We start from the raw sequence: 18,865 nt of genomic DNA, 5'->3' as shown, positions 1-18,865 counted from the left end.
GTTGCGCCGTTCCGTCCTGCAAACGCCTTTTATCCGCCAATGGCGATCATCCGCCGGTTGGGCTGGTAGTTGTCGCGGAAGTCGTGTTCCTTGGGTTTGCGGGCGACGACATTGAGAATGAATTCGGCCAGCTCTGCATCCGTACATCCTGCACGCAGCACCGTGCGGAGGTCAAATTCCAGCCAGCTTCCCAGGCAGGGGCGCAGCTTGCCGTCACTGGTCAGGCGCAGCTTGTTGCAGCTTTCGCAGAAGTGCAGGTTGGTCATCGCGCCGATGAAACCGATCTTCTGCTCTGTACCTGGCACCGCGTAATAGCTGGCGGGGCCGTTGGTGTGAAAATCCGGCAGCGGCGTCAGCGGGCCCGTGTGCTGCTCGATGAGCTGCCGCGCCGTGCCGGTAGCCAGGAAAGTGTCCTCCCCCAGCACCTCCTGGGTGCTGACAGGCATGAGCTCGATGAAGCGTAGCAGCAGCCCCTTTTCCCAGGCGAACTTGAGCAGCGGGACAAACTCGCGCTCGGTCTGGTTTTTCATCAGCACGCAGTTCAGCCGGATGCTGCGGAAACCGGCCGTGATGGCGGCATCAATGCCCTCCATGACCTTCGGCAGCAGGTCCCGCCCGGTGCTGCGCAGGTAGGTGCCCCGGTCCAGGGAATCCAGGGAGATGTTTGCGTTGCGGACACCGGCTTTAACGAGGCGCGTGGCCATGGTCACCCTGTTTTCCTCTTTGGCCAGCAGGGTGCCATTGGTGGAAATGCCGATTTCTTCGATGCCGGGAATTGTTGAAATCTGCGCGCAAAAATCCGCCACACCTGGGCGGGTCAGCGGCTCGCCGCCGGTCACACGCACTTTGCGGATGCCCAGGCCCGCTCCCACGCGCAGCACGCGCAGCATTTCTTCATAGCTGAGCACCTCGTCCTTGGGGAACCAGGCCTGCTCCTCCTCCGGCATGCAGTAGCGGCAGCGCTCGTTGCAGCGGTCCGTGATGGAGACGCGGAGGTAGGAAATGCGATGGCCGAAGGCGTCTTCCACAGTGGTTTATTCCAGCACAGGGCCTTTGACCGACCAGCGCTTCGCCACAAAGCCGGTGGCTGATTTTTCCTTCCAGACGGCAAAGTGAGGGGTCAGGTAGTGGGCGTCCATGGCGTCCTTGTCCACATAGCTTTCACTCAGGGCGAAGAGGTTCGGCTGGTCAAACTGGCGGCTCACCTCGAAGCGCAGGCAACCGGGTTCCTTCACGGACTCCGCCGCGTTGTACGTGATGACTTCCAGGAATTCATCCACCCGCGCGGGGTCGATCTCGAGAATGACGATAACATTGACCATAAAAAAGGACTGAACCTATTTTACGCTAACAAGCAACCTCATGATGCCGTATAAACGGGCTAATCTATTCCCACCCGCATGAAACTGACCACCCCCTTCATTCTCCTGCTGGCCACCCTGCCGCTCAGCGCCCAAGACCCCAAACCGGCCACCCCGCCGCCTGCCGAGGCCGCGAAGAAGGAAGCTCCGGCCAAACCCAAGCCTGTGGCAAACATAGAAAAGAAAAAGGAAGCCAAGCCTGCTGCTGAGAAAAAACCCGAGGCGAAGCCGACGCCTGCCCCCGCCGCTGCTCCAGAAAAGAAAACCGAGGCGAAACCAAAACCTGCGCCCACCCCGGAGAAGAAGCCAGACGCCAAGGCCCCCACCGCGAAAAAGCCGGACACGAAGCCTGCTCCCACACCCGCTCCTGCGACAGCCGAGAAAAAGCCCGATGCCAAGCCGGCCGCACCCGCCCCGCCGCCAAAACCCGTGGCCGTTTTTAAAGATGCCGCCCTGGAGGCCGCTGTGCGCAAACAGGTCTTCGCCAAGCGCGAGAGCAAGGAACCCATCACTGCTGAGGATGTGGCCACCGTCTCCATCATCGAGGGCAAAGGCCTGGGCATCAAAGACCTCACCGGCCTGGAAAAGTGCATCGCCCTGGCCTCCCTGACCCTGCCGGAAAACCAGATCACCGACCTCACTCCGATCAAAGGCCTGGAGCGCCTGCAGTTCCTGGATGTGGGAAACAACCAGATCTCCGACATTGCCGCCCTGGCCGAGTGCAAGGCATTGCAGTATGTGGAGCTGACTAACAACAAGGTTGTCAACGTCTCCCCCCTGGGCGGCATCGCCTCCCTGACCTCCCTTTACCTGGCTGGAAACCAGATCCAGGATGTGAAGCCGCTGTTCAAGCTGCCCAAGGTCTGGACCCTGTATCTGGAGGGCAACCAGGTCTCCGACCTCACCGGCATCGGCTCGCTGAAGTGGCTGTCCATGCTTTCTCTGAAGGGTAACAAAGTCACGGACCTGACCCCGCTGGAGCCGCTGACGGACCTGCAGTTCCTGTTCCTGGAAAACAACCAGATCAGCGATTTCACACCGCTGCATCGCATGTGGAAAAAGGACAATGAAGGCTCTCGCGAATGGGCCCCCTACTGCCAGATTTTTATCGAAGGGAATCCCACAAGCGACGAATCCAAAAAGCTCATTGAAGAGCTGAAAAAGGCCGGTGCGCGCATCACTCCCTGATGGCAGGGGACAGGCGGGCCTCCTGGTTGCCAAACTTTGCCGATAGAAGCCGGGGCTGGCGGGTGATCTCTGAGTGTCTTTATGAAATCACTCTGCCTGCCCGCGCTGCTGCTCCTTCCGCTTCTGGTTTCCTCCGGGCCTGCTTTCGGGCAGGCGAAAAAGCTTCCCAATATCTTGTTGCTGGGAGGTGCTGTGTCTGAAGAGCAGGGAGAGGCAGTGCAAAAACGCCTGATGGGCAAGGCAGTCATCCTTCAGCCGGAGGACGATACCACCAGCGCGGCCATGCTGGCCAACCTGGATCAATGGCTCGCCCGCGAAAAACCCGCCGTCATCCATCTCAGTCCGGCTGCCTCGGCTTCTCCTGAGGACGAGGCCAACTACCGCCAGATCATCCAGCGCGCACAAAAGCAGGCAGAAACCACCGCACTGGTCTTCGCCAGCCAGCCAGGTGATGCCTTGACCACGGCGCTGAGGCAGCAGACAAAAGTCACCGTTCACGACCTCAGCGCCGCGCCGGATTCCGTGGCGGGTGCCGTTGCAGACTGCGTGCTGCGCCAGTGGATTGTGCTGAAATATTCCAAGCCCAGCCCTCCCCGCCCAGGCGGTCCGGAAGCAGCGGCAAAATATCGCGAGGCGGAGAAAGCACACGATGCGGAAGTGCCTGAGATGTACAAGAAGCTGCCCATCGGCAAGTTTCAGCTTCCGGAAAGTGCGGACGCCTGGAAGCAGCAACGGCCTGATGTCCTGGCCAAAGTAGTCGCCTCCCTTGGAGACCTCCCGCCACGTCCCGCAAAGCCAAAGGCACGTCTCATCAGCCGCGAGCTACGCCCCGGTTACACCCTGGAACGTGTGGCCCTGGACAATGGCGAGGGCAACGACATCAGCGCCCTCGTCCTTATCCCGGATAAGCGTCAGCCTCATGCACCCGCCGTCCTCTGGCTGCACTCCTCCACCCCGGATAAAAACGGCCTCATCACTCCTGGGGAGGACCCGGAAAGCATCGGGGAGGCCCTTGTGAGAAACGGTTACGTCGTTCTCGCCCCGGATGCCCCCTATTACGGAGACCGCGCGGAGAATGTCCCCAGTGGCCCGCGCGATGTTTATCATCGCGGCGTGCAACCTTATGCAAACGTGACCCAGGATGCGCTGCTGAAACTGAACCTTTGGTTAGGCCGTACCCTGTGGGGCATGTTCGTGCGGGATGATCAGATTGCCCTGGATTACCTCTGCACCCGCCCGGAGGTGGATGTGCAGCGCATCGGCGTCACCGGCATGAGCATGGGCAGCACCCGTGCCTGGTGGCTGGCCGCCGTGGATGAGCGCATCGCCGCCACCGTCGGCGTGGCCTGCCTGACGCGGTATGAAAATCTCATCCATCATGGCAATCTCAAAGCCCACGGTCTCTATTACTTCAGCTACGGCCTCCTGAAGCACTTCGATACCGAAGGTGTCATCGCCCTCATGGCCCCCCGCCCCTTTCTGGCTCTGACCGGAGACCTGGATTACGGCTCTCCGGCGGATGGCATCCGCGTCATCGAAGAGAAAGCCGGGCACGTCTATCGCACCGTCGGGGCAGGGGAGGCCTTCCGCAGCATCCTCTATCCAGATACCGGCCACGTCTATACAGCGGAGATGCGCCGCGAGATGCTCGCCTGGTTCCAGCAGTGGTTGAAACCGGCGGTGGAATAACCAAAAGCATCATCTGAAAAAAACCTTCTTGCGTATGAAATTCATTCCGCCTGTCGCCCTTCTGGTTTCTTTTTTGGCTGCCGCTGCCATGGGCCAGACCTCTCCTGCGCCTATGTCCCCGACCGTTCCTGACATTCCCTATGCCCAGCCTGCCAATCCGCGTCAGATGCTGGATGTTTATTCACCTGCCGAGGGCGAAAACCTGCCGGTGGTGTTTTGGATCCACGGTGGCGGCTGGCAGGGCGGGGACAAGTCATCCATCCAAAACAAACCGGCCGCCTTTGTGGCCAAGGGCTACGTCTTCGTCTCCGTGAGCCACCGCTTCGTGCCCACCGTGCCCATGAAAAGCATTGTCGAGGACGTGGCCCAGGGCATCGCCTGGGTGCACAAGAACATCCGTCAGCATCGTGGGGATCCTGAGCGGCTGTTTGTCATGGGGCATTCCTCAGGTGCTCAACTGGCGGCTCTGATCTGCACGGATGAAAGTTACCTGGAGGCTGCAGGCGTGCCCTTTTCCATCCTGAAAGGCTGTGTGCCGGTGGATGGCGACACCTTTGACATCCCGCTTCAGGTGGCCACCGCCCAGGCACGGCGTAAGAGCCTGGGCCAGCCGAACGCCAAATTTGGCCACCCAGAGAAATTTGGTCCCCATGATCTTCAGCAGCATTACTCCGCCGTGAACCACATTCGCGCAGGCAAAGGCATCCCGCCTTTCCTCATCCTGCATGTGGCAGACCATGCCGATACCACCGCCCAGGCCAATCGCCTGGCCAGCACCCTCACCGCCGCAGGCATCCCCGCCCAGGCCTTCGGAGCAGAAGACACCGACCATGGCCGCATCAATCACAACCTCGGCCTCCCGGATGACCTCGGCAGCAAGCTCATCTTTGAGTTTCTCCAGCGCCATACTCCATCCAGGTAGGGAGGGAGGATGAATCCGGGATATCTCTTTGCGGAAAGCCCGCCCATGGGTGACTCTTGCGGCCCCCTTGCCATGCCTGCCCCTGACACCGCCACCCTCCTCATCCATTGCCCGGACCGTCCGGGTCTCGTGCATGACGTCACCGGATTCATTTCCTCACACCGGGGCAATATCATTGACCTGCAGCAGCACATTGATCCGGCCCAGGACACTTTTTTCATGCGGCTGGAGTGGAGCCTGGAAAACTTCACCCTGGAGCAGGAGGAGATCGCCGCCCGTTTGCAGCCCATGGCCCGCCGCCATGAGATGCAGCTGAAGCTGCACTTCTCCAGCCGCCGCAAGCGCGTGGCTTTGTTTGTGACGAAGGAAAATCACTGTCTTTATGACCTCCTGGCCCGGCATGAGGCCGGTGACCTGCCGGTGGACATCCCGCTCATCGTGGCCAATCACGAGACCCTGCGGCCGGCGGCGGAGCGCTTCGGCATTCCCTTCCATCATTTTCCGATCACCAAGGAAAACAAACAGGCGCAGGAGGCCGCCCAGATTGAGCTGCTGAAAAAGGAGTGCGTGGATACCGTCGTGCTGGCGCGCTACATGCAGATCATCAGCCCGGCCATGATCGAGGCCTTCCCGAACCAGATCCTCAACATCCACCACAGCTTCCTGCCCGCCTTTGTCGGTGCCAAGCCGTATCACCAGGCCCATGCGCGCGGCGTGAAGATCATCGGCGCCACCAGCCATTACGTGACGGCGGATCTCGATGAAGGCCCCATCATCCATCAGGATGTCATGCGCGTCAGCCACGAGGACAGCGTACCCGACCTGGTCCGCCTGGGCCGCGACCTGGAAAAAACCGTCCTCGCCAAAGCCCTCTGGTGGCACGTCCGCGACCAGGTGCTTGTTTATCAAAACAAGACCGTCGTCTTCGAATAACCTCCCCCACTTTCGCGATCGGATTCGGCACACCGAAAACCGAACACCGGCTCCCTCTCCATGGCCCCTTGGGATCTCCAGCTACTTCAGCAGATTAACCTCCACTGGACGCATCCCGTCCTGGATTGGTTCTTTCCTGCCATCTCGGCCATCAATGCCTGGATTCCTCTCTTTGCTGTGGTTGTGCTTCTCGTCGCCTGGCGCGGCGGAAGCCACGGACGCTGGATGCTGCTGTGCATCGCCCTGGCCGTGGGCATTGGCGACGGCATCGTCTCCAACACCCTGAAAAAAACCATCGGCCGCGTGCGCCCCCGGGATGCCATGACCGGACTCGTCGTGCGGGATCTCGCACCAGGGAAACCGGACATCCTTCGCCTCTTTAAAACGCCCCAGCAGCATCCCAGCAAACCCCGCAGGGAAACTCGCGGCAAATCCTTCCCCAGCAGCCACACGGTGAACATGTTCGCCCTGGCCACCGTCATCGCCCTCTTCCACCGCCGCTGGGGCGTCTTCATGTATGGCCTGGCATGCCTGGTGGCCTATTCTCGCCTCTACGTCGCCGCCCATTGGCCCACTGACATCCCGCCTTCAGCCGCGCTCGGCATTCTCGTCGCCCTGGCCACTGTCTGGGCCGTGGACTGGCTGCGGCGGCGGTTTGGGAATCAACAAGCTTAGCTTCATCTGCGAGACGGTGCCCTCCAGCGACGTTGAGAGGGCACACCCTGATGAAATATTCCCTTTCTTTCCTGCTCCTCTTCACCCTGGCCACCATCACCCATGCGGAGGAGAAGGCCATCGGTGTCGGGGCCAAGCCTGTCGAAGGCGCGGAGCTCATCCTCGATGGCAGCCGCCAGATGCTGGATGAAAAATGGACCTACTGGGAGGGGCCGCGCTTTGGCTCCGCCCTTCCCATCAAATGGAAAGTCGTGGAGGATCCTGTGGATGGCGGCACCACCATCATGACCGATGACCGCGCAGCCGATGGCGGCAAATACGGTGCCGCTGATATCGTCACCAAGAAAGCCTATGGCGACGTGCGCCTGCATGTGGAGTTCCTCATCATGAAGCCCAAAGGCAACAGCGGTGTGTATCTTCAGAACCGCTACGAAATTCAGATCCTGGAAGGCGACCGCACCAAGCACGGCATGGCGGCTGTCATTAATCAGACGGATTCCCCTTATGATGCCTTTGCCGGGATCGGGAAATGGAATGCCTATGACATCGTCTTCCGCGCCGCCCGTTTCAAGGATGGTGTAATGGTGGAGAAACCCCGCGTCTCCATGTATTTCAATGGCAAGAAGGTGCACGATAATGTCCAGATCGACAAAGTCTGGGGCGGGCCCAATTCCGGTGTGGATGGAGGCAATGACAAGGGCTTCGGCATCACCGACAGCCCCCAGGGCCTCAAACTCCAGTGTGAAGGGCACGATGTCCGCTACCGCAACATCTGGATCAAGGAGCTGGATCTGACCCAGCCCCAGATTGATTTTTGATTGCCATCCACCTGGCCCCTTATCCTAACCGCAGATCCAGGGTAAACGGAAATTCCGGCACACCGGCCACCGGGATCATCTGAATCTTGCCAGGTGTATGGCCTGTGGCAAAAAAGCGTGAGCGGCGGCGGCTTTCCGCCTCATAGCCGTTCACCGGGAAGGTGTCGAAACTGCGGCCACCCGGATGCGTGACATGGTAGTTGCCACCGCCCAGGCTGCGCTCGTTCCAGGTGTCCACGATGTCGAAATTCAGCGGCGCGTGGATGCCGATGGTCGGCTGCAGCGCATTCGGCGGCTGCCAGGCGCGGTAGCGCACCCCGGCAACGTATTCGCCCACGATTCCCGAGGGGTGCATCGGCACGATGCGGCCATTACAGGTAATGACGTAGCGGTTGTTCACCAGGCCCGCCGTCTTGATCTGGATGCGCTCCAGGCTGCTGTCCACATACCGGGCTGTGCCACCTGCTGTGGCTTCCTCCCCCAGCACATGCCAGGGCTCCAGCGCGGTGCGGATTTCCATGTTCACACCCCGCTGGGTGATCTCGCCAATGCGCGGGAATTTGAACTCAAAGTGCGGCTCAAACCAGTCGGGCGTTAGGCCATAACCGGCGGCTTTAAAATCCGCCATCACGTCCTTGAAGTCATCCCATACAAAGTGCGGCAGCAGGAATCGGTCATGCAGTTCCGTGCCCCAGCGCACCAGCTTTTTCTCATACGGCTCCTTCCAGAACCGGGCGATGGCGGCCCGCATCAGGAGCTGCTGAGCGAGGCTCATTTCCGCATGCGGCGGCATTTCAAAGGAACGCAGCTCCACCAGGCCCAGGCGGCCCGTGCTGCTGCCGGGATCAAACATCTTATCAATACAGAACTCCGTGCGGTGCGTGTTGCCGGTCACATCCGCCAGCAGGTTGCGGAAGATACGGTCCACCAGCCAGGGGGTGGTGTGGCCCTTTTCCTGGGTGTTCCGGTCCAGCTCGCGGAAGGCCAGCTCCATCTCATACAGGGCGTCATTGCGCGCCTCGTCAATGCGCGGATGCTGGCTGGTCGGGCCGATGAAAAGGCCGCTGAACAGGTAGCTGAGCGAGGGATGGTTATGCCAGTAGCCTAACAAAGACTTTAACAAATCCGGTCTGCGCAGGAAGGGCGAATGCCGGGGCGATTCGCCACCGAGCACGATGTGGTTGCCCCCGCCGGTGCCGGTGTGGCGGCCGTCCACCATGAATTTTTCCGTCCCCAGGCGGGTCTCCCGCGCTTCGTCATAAATGATGCGGGTATTGTCCACCAGCTCATTCCAGGTCTTCACCGGATGCGTGTTCACCTCGATGACACCCGGGTCAGGCGTCACTTTCAGTACTTGCAGGCGCGGGTCATAGGGCGGCGGTGTGCCTTCCACAATGACCGGCAGCTTCAGCGTGGCTGCCACGTCTTCCACAGCGGCGACGAGGTCCAGATAATCCTCCACCTCCTCCACCGGCGGCATGAAGACATGCAGGCGTCCCTCGCGTGCTTCCACACACAGAGCGGTGCGGATGATCCAGGGGGCGGATTCCTGCGGGGCAGGGAAGCGCGCCGCCGGGTTCTCCTCCAGTTCCTCCTGCGTCAGCGGGTCCAGCTTGCGTCGTTCTGGTTTGCCCTGGCCGGCGTAGGCGGTTTCAGACTGGCTGTCCGGATTCTGTGAATACGTATTCGCAAATCCGCTCAGATACTGCTGACGGCTCTCCGGGCGCGGCGGCAGGTCCGGCCATTCCTTGTTAGGGTCGGCAGGGTAGATCCAGGGGAAGTCCGTCGCGCTCACCCAGGGGATGGAATCCAGCGGCAGGCGCAGGCCCATGGGGGAATCGCCAGGGATCAGATACATCGTATTATCCCGCACATACCACGGACCGCTCTGCCACTTCAGCTCGCTGCCGGAAATGCTGCGCTGCAGCGGCAGAGCATAGCCGGTCACCTTGTCCAGGCCCTCTTCAAAGATGCGTGCCAGGCGCGTACGCTCGTATTCATCCTTCAGGTTAGACTTCAGCGGATCCACGTTCACCGGCATCCGCTTCTCTTTCCAGAGATAGTAGAAGGCGTCTTCATAACCGGGCTTCAGCCACGTGGGGCTCACCCCCAGAGCGGTAGCCAGGGCGGTGCCAAATTGCAGCGCCGTCTCATCGTTGTGCCCATAGCTCTTCGATTCATCGGCTATCAATGAATCATCCGCCCAGACCGGCACGCCATCCTTGCGCCAGTAGCAGCCTAACGACCAGCGTGGCAGCTGCTCGCCCGGATACCATTTACCCATGCCATAATGCAGCAGCCCGCCAGGGCCGAAGCGTTTGCGCAGCCGCTTGATGAGCTGGCCGGAAAGCAGCCGCTTCGTCGGGCCCACGGCGGCCGTGTTCCACTCGTCACCCTCCATGTCGTCAATGCTCACAAAGGTGGGCTCTCCGCCCATCGTCAGGCGGACATCGCCGGCCTCCAGTTCGCTGTCAATTTGGTAGCCCAGCGCCTCGATATCCTTCCATTGCTCCGGCGTGTAGGGTTTTGTCACACGCGCCGTTTCAAAAATGCGCGTCACCGACATTTCGTGGTCAAATTCCACTTCGCATTTGTCAATGGCACCGGCGACAGGAGCCGCGCTCGTCGGGTCCGGTGTCGCGGCCAGAGGAATGTGCCCTTCACCTGCAAACAGGCCGGAGGTCGGGTCCAGCCCCACCCAGCCTGCGCCGGGCAGATACACTTCGCACCAGGCATGCAGATCCGTGAAATCCACCTCAGTGCCGCTGGGGCCGTCCAGAGATTTTACATCCGCTTTGAGCTGGATCAGGTAGCCGCTGACAAACCGCGCCGCCATGCCCAGGTGACGGAAAATCTGCACCATCAGCCAGGCACTGTCGCGGCAGGAGCCGCATCCCAGCTCCAGCGTTTCCTCGGGTGTCTGCACCCCTGGCTCCAGGCGGATGTTGTAGCTGATGTCCTTCCACAGCATCTGGTTCAGCATCACCAGGAAGTCATTGGTCCGCATCTGTTCCTTGCCAGCCGTCATCTGCTGCCTCACTCCGCGCAGGTAGCCGCCCACCAGAGGCGTCAGCGGCAGCTTGCGGTGATACGGCTCCAGCTCATGCGCCAGCACCGGATCATAACGGAAGGGCACCTTTTCCGCTTCCGGCTCCAGGAAGAAATCAAACGGATTATAAACCGCCATGTCCGCCACCAGGTCCACCTCCACACACAGCTCCGTGGCTTTTTCCGGGAAGACCAGGCGCGCCAGGTAGTTGCTCTGCGGATCCTGCTGCCAGTTGATGAAATGCGTGGCCGGCTTGATCTTCAGCGAATACGCCAGGATGGGGGTGCGGCAGTGGGGGGCAGGGCGGAGCCGCACGATGTGCGGCGAGAGGTTCACGGGACGGTCAAACTTATACCGTGTGACGTGACGGAGGGCGACGTGGATGGACATGTTGGGCTGGTTGTCTTTAAGCTCTAAAGCATGGCGCGTGCCAGTGACGAAATGGAAACGTGCCTGCCTGGGATCAGGCCGAACCAGGTCTCTGGTTCAGGCCGCTCATTCAAACACAAAGGGCAGTCCTTGCGCTTTCATGAGATCCCGTTCCCTGGCCAGATATTCGTCTGCGAGTTTCGCAAAGGCCTGTTCTTTTTTCATGCGGGCCAGCGTCTCATTGACCTGAGCCTTCAGGTCCTCGCGGCCTTGTTTGATGCCCACCGCCCACACTTCTTCCCGCAGCGGGGCCAGCAGCGCGCGTGTGCGCTCCGGCTGCTGGGCATGGTAGTTCATCACCGAGACCTGGTCATACACCCAGGCATCCACGGTGCCATTGACCACCTCCAGCACGCAGGCGGCATCCGTGTCCAGCGCTACCATTTTCGCCTCCGGCAGCTCCGCCCGGCACCATTGCTCCCCGGTGGTGGCCACACGTACCGCCAGCTTCCGGCCCGGTGTGCGCAGGTCTTCCGCAGTCTGAACGGTTGAATCCTTGGCCGCCAGGATGGACAGGCCGGTTTTCACATAGGGATCTGAGAAATCAATGGACTGCCGCCTCTGTTCATTCGCCGTCAGGGACGAGATGACGAGGTCTATCTGGCCGGTCTTCAGGGCCGGGATCAGGCCGTCGAAGCTCATGTTCCGGTATTCCACCTTTTTGCCCAGCGTCTTCCCGATCTCATTCCCGATGGCCACGCTCACCCCGGTGATCTTTCCCTGGGCATCCTTGTATTCAAAAGGGGGATAAGTGGCGTCCATGCCGATCACCAGTACATCCTCGCGGGAGCAGCCCGGTATCGCTGCAATGGCAAACAAGGCGAGGAGAAGAGACCAGCAGGCAGCAGATGCTTTCATGATCCCCCACTACGCACCAGAATGAACATTAGTGCCACAAGAGAAACGCGCACCTGCGTTTAGCTTCAAGCCACAGTGGCCAGCATCCGTTCCAGGCGCTTGTGTGCCAGGGCAGCCTTTTTGTCCTCGCCCAGGTTTTCCAGCAGCGCGATGTAGTCCAGGCTCACCGCCTCATAGCTTACCACTTCATCATGGAGATGGTGCTCCAGGATGCGCAGGCTGTGCTCAAAGTTCTGGATGGACGCCGCATTGTCCCCCAGCTCGTGGTTGGCCGTGGCCAGGTTGCAGTGGGACTGGGCCACATCCGGGTGGTCATTGCCCAGCAGCTTGGTGCGAATTTCCAATGCTTCCGTAAACATCTCCTTGGCCTGGTCCGGGAATCCTGCCGTGTAATAAAGGCTGCCCAGGTTGTTGTAAACGGACGCCACCTCCTCCGTCTCACGTCCGCGCTTGGCCTCCAGCGTCTCCAGTGAGCGCAGGTAGTGCTGCTCTGCCAGGGCAAACTTGCCCAGGCCTTTGTAAATCATGGCCAGGTTGTTACGCAATTGCGCCGCCGTGTCCTCATTGGGCGGGGTCAGGCTTTCATAGTCGCTGATGGCCTGCTCATACAGCGGCACGGCCTCTGCCTCCCGCTGGCTGAAATCCAGCAGCGTGGCCAGTTGGGTGCGCACCAGCGCCACCTCATTGGCCGGTACGGCTGACCTGCTGGCGATCTCCAGCGCCTCTCCATAGCTGGCCTCTGAGCCGCTGACATCGCCCATTTCCTGTTGGATGTTGGCCAGCACATGCAGGCCGTTGAACAGGCGCGGTGCCTCCGCAGCATCGTCCTCCACCGCCTCCCGCAGTCCGGACAGCGCGCTCGTCGCGGCACTGAGGGCCTCTTCAAGCCGCCCCTGGCTCAATAGGTTGGCAGCATGATTGTCCAGCAGATTTGAAAAACTCGATAGACTCGCAGACACGGTATTTGGCGGGGGTTGGGGAAAATCAGGCTAACATCGCGGAATTTGACTTTCTACATCAAGAAAAAAAGAATGATGCAGCGCGTGATCTGCATCAATACGCATTTTCCCGCTTAAAGAAAGTCAGGAACATGATCTGCAGGTCCAGCATCAGGCTCCAGTTTTCCAAATACCACAGGTCACATTTGATGCGTTCGGCCAGATCCGTATCCCCTCGCAGCCCCTTCACCTGGGCCCAGCCGGTCATTCCGGGCTTGGCGTGATGCCGCGCATTGTAATGCGGGATTTCATGTTTGAAGTCGGCAATCAGCTCCGGCCTCTCCGGTCGCGGCCCCACCAGGCTCATCTGGCCCTTCAGCACGTTCCAAAACTGCGGCACCTCATCAATGTTCCATTTCCGCATGAAGGCGCCCACTTTTAACCTGCGCGGATCATCCTGCACACACCACTGCGCACCCGTGGCCGCTTCTGCGTTGAGCTTCATGGACCGGATCTTGATGATTTCAAAAGGCACCCCGTTCATGCCCCAGCGCCGCTGATAATAAAATATGGGCCCGCCGGATTCCCACCACACCATGAAGCCGAAAAAGGCAATGAGCGGCGCGCTCAGCACCAGCCCCACCAGTGCTCCGCAGATGTCCAATGTGCGTTTGGCCAGCACGTTCAGCGTGTTGTCCAGCGGCAGACGGTTCACTCCTAGCACCGGGGTTCCCGCGATCGTTTCCAGGGAAAGTCCAGAGACAAAGATCCGGAAGACAGAAGGTGCCAGTTTGAACTGGATCATCTCCCGTTCACACAGGTTGGCCATTTCCACCAGCTGCTGGCGCGGCAGGTCCGCCACGATGATCATGTCCACTTCATGCCGGGCGATCACCCGGTGAATATCCTCCAGGTAGCCCACAAAAGGGATTTCTGAAGGCACCGTACCCTGCTCCCGCCATCCTGAGGCATCCACCCATCCGATGAGATTAAACGCGTGGGCCTTGTCATCACTCATCGTCTGCCACAGCCTTTTGGCATCCTCATTCCAGCCGACAAAAAGCGTGCGTTGTTGCAGCGTGCGGATGCGCGCCGGGGCATGCAGAAAGGCATTGAAGACCATCCGCCAGCTCAGTAGCAACAGCAGGGCGGAGGCACCATACAGGGCCACATACACTCGGGAGATGGCCGGCTGCAGATTTAGAGCCAGCGTCAAGGCCAGGAATCCCAGCGTCCAGATCAGCACCGCCTTGGCCATTTTGGAGGCAATCCAGCGGTTCCTCAGCAGCACATTCCGCTCATAGATCCCCTGCCAGCCAATCGCCAGCAGCAGGCTCAGCGTGCCCAGGGTCATGTGCCCTGCATACTGCCGCAGCGTCAAATTATCCCAGTTGCCGAAGTCCTTCAGCGAATGGAAGCGCAGCCAGTAGGCGGCATAACCTGCCAGGATGGCCATGATAAGGTCTCCCAAAATGGATACCAGCACCCATAGGTGAGGCGAGGCTGTTTCCTGGAGCCTCCACGTGCGCCTCTCTTCCAGTTTTTTCAGCAGATTTCCCGTCACAGGCCCAGGGCTGCCTATTAACAGGCGGTCAGAATGAGGGGGCGGCTGACTCAGAGACATAATGAAAGTATGGTATTTTTAAATATACCTTCAAATGCACACTAAAATCAAGCCGGGAGTAATATTTTTATAAATACGAGACTCCAATATGCAACTTTTATCAAATTTGATAAAAAGCTGTCTCAATTCCCCACCTCACTCCTCATTTTGTCCGATTGAAGCAAAAGGCAGGATTTTCATGCGCGCGGCCACCGGGACGTCTTCATAAATATCCATGAGCGCCAGTTCGGCCTGGATCTCCGGAAGAGGAACCCGGCACTCAAGGCCGTTGTACTCTTCCTGAACAAAGCCGATGTCGGTGCGGCGATGCACCCGCACATTCGCGGCAGCCTGTTCCACCAGGAGATAGACTGCAAGTGAGGGGACCGAAAGATAGGCATCCTTTTTCTCGCCCTCATCAATACGCCGGGTTCCAGGCGAGACGACCTCCACAATGATGATGGGATCATCCTGAAAGGTGTCTGTGAGAGGGTTGGGTTTGCAGACAACAGTCACATCCGGGTAGTAAAAGCGGGTGCTGAAAGCTGAGCGGACGCGGATCTTGGTATCGGAATTGAAGGGCTTGCAGGGTTTTCCACGTAGAGGGCCATGCAAACTTCCCAGGATGTTTGATGCAATACGATGGTGTGCATTAGTGCCTCCTGCCATGTTGTAGATGGCACCGTTCACGTACTCATGTTTGATCGGTGACGTCAGTTCGCTGGCGAGGTAACATTCGACCGACATTTCTTCATATTTTTCGGCAGCTCCCATGGACTCAAGATAGGGGATCTGCTGCGCAGTTTCAAGAAGTCTGTCAGGCCCTGCGACCGCCTTCAAACCCTCTTCGCCTCACGCGCGGTCACTGCGTGAGCATCCGAATTTTGAAAGTGGGCGATGCCCACTGCCAGCGCATCCGCCGCATCGGGGGGCGGCGTTTCCCGCAGGCGCAGCATGGAGCGGATCATGAAGGCCACCTGGTCCTTTTGCGCAGCTCCACGCCCCACCGCTGCCTGCTTCACCTCTTTGGGCGCATACTCATAAATAGCCAGCCCATGCTCTGCTGCGGCAATGAGGCATGCAGCCCTTGCCGTGCCCAGCACGATGGCCGTTTTAAAGCTCTGCACATAAATCGTCGCCTCGATCGCGCACACGGTCGGAGCATGCTGGCGGATGACCTCCTGCAACTGCTCCCGGATGGCCACCAGACAGCCTGAATGCAGCAGCTTGGGCGAGTTGGAGATCGTTCCGTAGGCGATGGCCTTTAAATCCCGCCCTGTTTTTTCCAGGATGGCCCAGCCGGTATTGCGCAGTGCCGGGTCAATGGCCAGCACCCGTTCCACGGCCAAAGGGGCGGCTATTGCCTGTGTGCGTGCTGGCTGCCGGACTCGGATGGGGATGCTCATGGGTCACAATTACCTCCTCACCACTTGGCCTTCTTCGGCTGCCCCCAGCTCTGCCCCAGACGGAACAGCCGGTCAATCGAGACTGCACCGGAGCCGTAAAGCAGCAGGGTGATGGAGATCAGCAAATACAGCCAGCCCACTTCCATATAGGCAGGTCCGGCCAGGGTGATCACGCCAAGGGCCACCGGCATAAACACCACGGAGAACAGTCGGGTGAGGAAGCCCACACACCAGCTCACCGCCACGACCGCCACCAGGATGGCCATCGTCGGTGCCAGCAGGGTAGGGTAGGGCAGTCCCACGTCGCTGAAGGCCTTCACCCAGTCCCAGGCTTTTTCCTCCCATAAAAATTCATAGGCCCCCTGTGCGGCCACCCACCCATGCTGCGTCAGCAGCAGCAGCCCCGCCCCCATCCGCAGGATGACGATGGTTTTAAACAGGCTGCCCAGCGGTACTTGGTTCGCGGCCGGATTGCCGCCGATGTGTTCGATCATGAAAGTTAAATGTCGGGGGAAAGATAGATGATGTCGCCGGGTTCAGGCTCGTCCTTATCGGCAGCCTCCAGGCTGGAATAGTACCGGCGGTTCCCTTCGCGGATCACGTACACGCCGTGGTTCGTGGAACCCAGTTTGCGCCCTCCTGCCACCGTCACGGCCTGCTTGATGGTCATGTCATCCCAGGCTGGAATAAATTCATCCTTGATCACATCTCCCGTGATGGACACCACGGGCACATCCTCCACAGAAAGGATGTGAACGGTCACAGGCCGCGTCACCCGCAGGCTCACCCGGAAGGTCGCCGCCAGGGCCTCCACCGCCTCAGGCAGTGTAGCCCCGCCGATCTTGGCACTGCCCGCTTCTTCCCCAAAATTGATGACGCCTTTGGCATCAATCATCGCCACGCCGTTGTAAATCCTTTTGGTCGAGCGGCTGCCTTCATACACATGCACCCGCAGCGTATGCCCATAGCCCAGGGTGCCTCGTGAATTGAAAGGTACCTGCGGATCATCCTCCGCCACTTTGTCACTGCCAGGCATCCCCGGCAGGATACGGGTGACCTTTTTCAGCGTGGAGAAACTCGGCAGCGATGGCACCGGAATCTTGGTCACATCAGGCGTCAGGCGCTTCATCGTTGCGCAACTGCTCAGTCCGATGAGCGCCCCCAGGGCGTAGAAAAGATGCTTGGTGGTCATTGACATGGGAAATGGGTAGGTTGGAAGCCGGGTCGTTTCTGTTTGTTGTTCAAAGAGAGCATGGCCCCTTTTATTTCAAACCGACGGCTTCACTCATGGACGTCATGTCTGGAAATGACAAGGCCAACGTCAACGACGTTGGCCTCATGTCCGGGAAAAGGAGATTTTTTTGACTTCTGTTAAATCAGGCCGCCATTTTCTGCTTTCCGCTCTGCATCAGCATCTGGGCCAGGTCCGGCATATAACGCACGATCTCGTGGGCCAGCACTTCCAGGCGGGCATCAGAGCTCCAGTCCCCGCGTGGGCTGCGGTCACGGTCGGTCATTTCAAGATTCATAATGGTGGTGAAAACTTGGGTTTCGCATTCAAGATTGGATTTGGCGATCATAGGTGGAATAATGTAAAAATTTAAGCGGGCAGTGGCAGGGCCACCACGTCGCCGTCCTGAATCATGAACTTTCTCCGTGTCAGCAACCCATCCTTGATTTTGGCCTCGATCGCCTGGCCGATCAGCAGCCTGGCTGCCTCCGCCGGACTGCTCCCGTACGTACCATCGAGGGTCAGGTCCTCCAGATACATCTTGATCTGGGGAGTGACTGCGATGGTCATCGAGACCGAATCGAAGCTGTTTGAAGGGCGCGCCATGGGATAAAAACCCGGAATTAATGGCATTAAAACCCATCCCGCTTGTTTGTTCAAGTTGGAAATGGGTTATTATGGGGTTTTAATGGCATTAAAACCCGCCTATTTAATTAAGATATATTAAATATATGCGGTTTTTGCAGCTTGGCGATGGATTTTTCTGCCACCATCGTTCTTTTCTATCCATGAAAACCCCATTTTTCCTTTCCCTCGTGGCTGCCCTATCCCTCAGCGCTCAAGCTGAAGACGGTTGGCAGCATTGGTTCAAAGACAGCCTTGGCGATGCCGAAATTGTCAGCGGCCAGGCCACCTACACTGTCGAAAACGGCATCCTCACCGGCACTACGGTGGAGGGCAGCGGTAATACCTTCCTCACCAAAGGTCCCTTCAAAGACTTCGAACTGGAGTTTCAGGTGAAGACCGATGACCAGCTAAATTCCGGGGTCCAGGTGCGCAGCAAGATCACCAAGGAGGGTGATCCTGTTCTCGATGGCAGCAAAAAAGGCCAGCCACTGCCCGCCGGGCGCATGTATGGTCCCCAGTGCGAGATCGCCATCAATGGCACCGCCGGCGATTTTTATGACGAAGCCCGCCGTGCTACCTGGTGGAGCATCATCACCGGTACCGAAGCCGTCCGCACGGAAGAAGCCAAAGCCGCCTTCAAAAAGGGCGACTGGAACCACTACCGCATCGTCGTCAAAGGCGATCATTACCAGAGCTTCGTCAACGGCGTGAAAACCGCCGACTTCACCCAGCCCAATGACCCCGAAGGTCACATCGGCTTCCAGGTCCATGGTATCAAAAAGGGTTCCGGCCCCTACAAGGTGCAATGGAAAGAAGTGAAATTCAAAGCCCTGTAAAATCTCGGTATCCAGGGCAAGTTCCTGAGGGGATGTGTTGGCTTTCGGTAGTGCGCCGCTTCCAGCGCATCCCTTTTCTTTTGATCGTTCACTCCACCGCCCGCACACGTAACTGTCGCAGGGAAAACAGCTCGCTGTCGCATTCGCTGAGGCGGCGGGCACCGTCTTTGCGCTTGGGGCCAAAGAGGGTGCGGTTTTCCTGGAAGACGCTTTCGACGAACTCTTTGCTTCCTAGCACCAAGCCGTCACTGAAGTAGCGCACGCGCAGGCGGATCAGTTCGGCGGGGCTCAGCTTGCCTTTT

19 protein-coding genes and 1 pseudogene are annotated in these 18,865 nt (G+C 59.2%); 7 read left to right on the top strand and 13 right to left on the bottom strand.

All coding sequences use genetic code 11. The features are described from left to right. Positions 1-29: 29 nt before the first annotated feature. A complete protein-coding gene (gene moaA, locus WJU23_RS00100; RefSeq protein ID WP_346330483.1) occupies positions 30-1,028 on the bottom strand; it encodes a GTP 3',8-cyclase MoaA in 999 nt (332 codons plus the stop codon). A gap of 6 nt (positions 1,029-1,034) precedes the next feature. Next, a complete protein-coding gene (locus tag WJU23_RS00095) occupies positions 1,035-1,322 on the bottom strand; it encodes a putative quinol monooxygenase (RefSeq protein WP_346330482.1) in 288 nt (95 codons plus the stop codon). Between the two features lie 78 nt (positions 1,323-1,400). On the opposite strand from WJU23_RS00095, the gene WJU23_RS00090 reads away from it, so the two are divergent. From WJU23_RS00090 to WJU23_RS00065, 6 genes are all read left to right on the top strand, one after another. Further along, positions 1,401-2,549 carry a leucine-rich repeat domain-containing protein gene (locus tag WJU23_RS00090; RefSeq protein WP_346330481.1) on the top strand — a complete coding sequence of 383 codons (1,149 nt, stop codon included), beginning with the start codon at positions 1,401-1,403 and terminating at the stop codon, positions 2,547-2,549. 81 nt (positions 2,550-2,630) lie between these two features. Next, complete coding sequence (locus WJU23_RS00085; protein WP_346330480.1) at positions 2,631-4,238, top strand: alpha/beta hydrolase family protein; 1,608 nt, start codon at positions 2,631-2,633, stop codon at positions 4,236-4,238. Between the two features lie 34 nt (positions 4,239-4,272). Then, complete coding sequence (locus tag WJU23_RS00080; protein ID WP_346330479.1) at positions 4,273-5,160, top strand: alpha/beta hydrolase; 888 nt, start codon at positions 4,273-4,275, stop codon at positions 5,158-5,160. A gap of 72 nt (positions 5,161-5,232) precedes the next feature. Further along, complete coding sequence (gene purU / locus WJU23_RS00075; RefSeq protein WP_346330478.1) at positions 5,233-6,093, top strand: formyltetrahydrofolate deformylase; 861 nt, start codon at positions 5,233-5,235, stop codon at positions 6,091-6,093. A gap of 60 nt (positions 6,094-6,153) precedes the next feature. Further along, positions 6,154-6,768, top strand: a complete 615-nt coding sequence (locus tag WJU23_RS00070; RefSeq protein WP_346330477.1) for a phosphatase PAP2 family protein — start codon at positions 6,154-6,156, stop codon at positions 6,766-6,768. A gap of 50 nt (positions 6,769-6,818) precedes the next feature. After that, complete coding sequence (locus WJU23_RS00065) at positions 6,819-7,586, top strand: DUF1080 domain-containing protein (protein ID WP_346330476.1); 768 nt, start codon at positions 6,819-6,821, stop codon at positions 7,584-7,586. A gap of 19 nt (positions 7,587-7,605) precedes the next feature. Here the strand turns inward: WJU23_RS00065 and WJU23_RS00060 are convergent, their stop codons facing one another. The 10 genes from WJU23_RS00060 to WJU23_RS00015 form a co-directional block, all read right to left on the bottom strand. Continuing rightward, complete coding sequence (locus WJU23_RS00060; protein ID WP_346330475.1) at positions 7,606-11,025, bottom strand: transglutaminase family protein; 3,420 nt, start codon at positions 11,023-11,025, stop codon at positions 7,606-7,608. 105 nt (positions 11,026-11,130) lie between these two features. Next, entirely contained in the window at positions 11,131-11,922 is a 792-nt protein-coding gene (locus tag WJU23_RS00055; RefSeq protein WP_346330474.1) for a transporter substrate-binding domain-containing protein, read from the bottom strand. A 65-nt stretch (positions 11,923-11,987) separates the two neighbouring features. Then, positions 11,988-12,881 carry a tetratricopeptide repeat protein gene (locus WJU23_RS00050; RefSeq protein ID WP_346330473.1) on the bottom strand — a complete coding sequence of 298 codons (894 nt, stop codon included), beginning with the start codon at positions 12,879-12,881 and terminating at the stop codon, positions 11,988-11,990. 94 nt (positions 12,882-12,975) lie between these two features. Next, on the bottom strand, positions 12,976-14,316 hold the full coding sequence (locus tag WJU23_RS00045) for an exopolysaccharide biosynthesis polyprenyl glycosylphosphotransferase (protein WP_346330472.1): 1,341 nt from the start codon (positions 14,314-14,316) through the stop codon (positions 12,976-12,978). Positions 14,317-14,619: 303 nt separating this feature from the next. Then, positions 14,620-15,303 carry a Uma2 family endonuclease gene (locus tag WJU23_RS00040; protein WP_346330471.1) on the bottom strand — a complete coding sequence of 228 codons (684 nt, stop codon included), beginning with the start codon at positions 15,301-15,303 and terminating at the stop codon, positions 14,620-14,622. Beyond that, complete coding sequence (gene ruvC, locus WJU23_RS00035) at positions 15,300-15,869, bottom strand: crossover junction endodeoxyribonuclease RuvC (protein ID WP_346330470.1); 570 nt, start codon at positions 15,867-15,869, stop codon at positions 15,300-15,302. The genes WJU23_RS00040 and ruvC overlap by 4 nt, the downstream gene beginning before the upstream one ends. Before the next feature lie 17 nt (positions 15,870-15,886). Further along, the gene (locus WJU23_RS00030; RefSeq protein WP_346330469.1) at positions 15,887-16,363 is read right to left on the bottom strand and encodes a DoxX family membrane protein; all 477 of its coding nucleotides are present in this window, start codon (positions 16,361-16,363) and stop codon (positions 15,887-15,889) included. A gap of 5 nt (positions 16,364-16,368) precedes the next feature. Next, positions 16,369-17,067 carry a hypothetical protein gene (locus tag WJU23_RS00025; RefSeq protein WP_346330468.1) on the bottom strand — a complete coding sequence of 233 codons (699 nt, stop codon included), beginning with the start codon at positions 17,065-17,067 and terminating at the stop codon, positions 16,369-16,371. Positions 17,068-17,245: 178 nt separating this feature from the next. Next, complete coding sequence (locus WJU23_RS00020; protein WP_346330467.1) at positions 17,246-17,449, bottom strand: hypothetical protein; 204 nt, start codon at positions 17,447-17,449, stop codon at positions 17,246-17,248. Between the two features lie 20 nt (positions 17,450-17,469). Then, positions 17,470-17,706, bottom strand: coding sequence for a hypothetical protein (locus tag WJU23_RS00015; RefSeq protein ID WP_346330466.1), 237 nt, complete (start codon positions 17,704-17,706; stop codon positions 17,470-17,472). 182 nt (positions 17,707-17,888) lie between these two features. Here WJU23_RS00015 and WJU23_RS00010 point away from each other — a divergent pair, with 182 nt between their 5' ends. Next, positions 17,889-18,563 (top strand): DUF1080 domain-containing protein, encoded by a 675-nt coding sequence (locus WJU23_RS00010; protein WP_346330465.1) that lies wholly within the window; start codon positions 17,889-17,891, stop codon positions 18,561-18,563. 88 nt (positions 18,564-18,651) lie between these two features. Here the strand turns inward: WJU23_RS00010 and WJU23_RS00005 are convergent. Continuing rightward, positions 18,652-18,865 (bottom strand): annotated as a pseudogene (locus tag WJU23_RS00005) (chemotaxis protein CheW); the annotation flags it as partial.

It is taken from the genome of Prosthecobacter sp. SYSU 5D2 (assembly GCF_039655865.1).
Lineage (GTDB): Bacteria > Verrucomicrobiota > Verrucomicrobiia > Verrucomicrobiales > Verrucomicrobiaceae > Prosthecobacter.
This window is presented reverse-complemented; position numbering and strand designations above follow the sequence as displayed.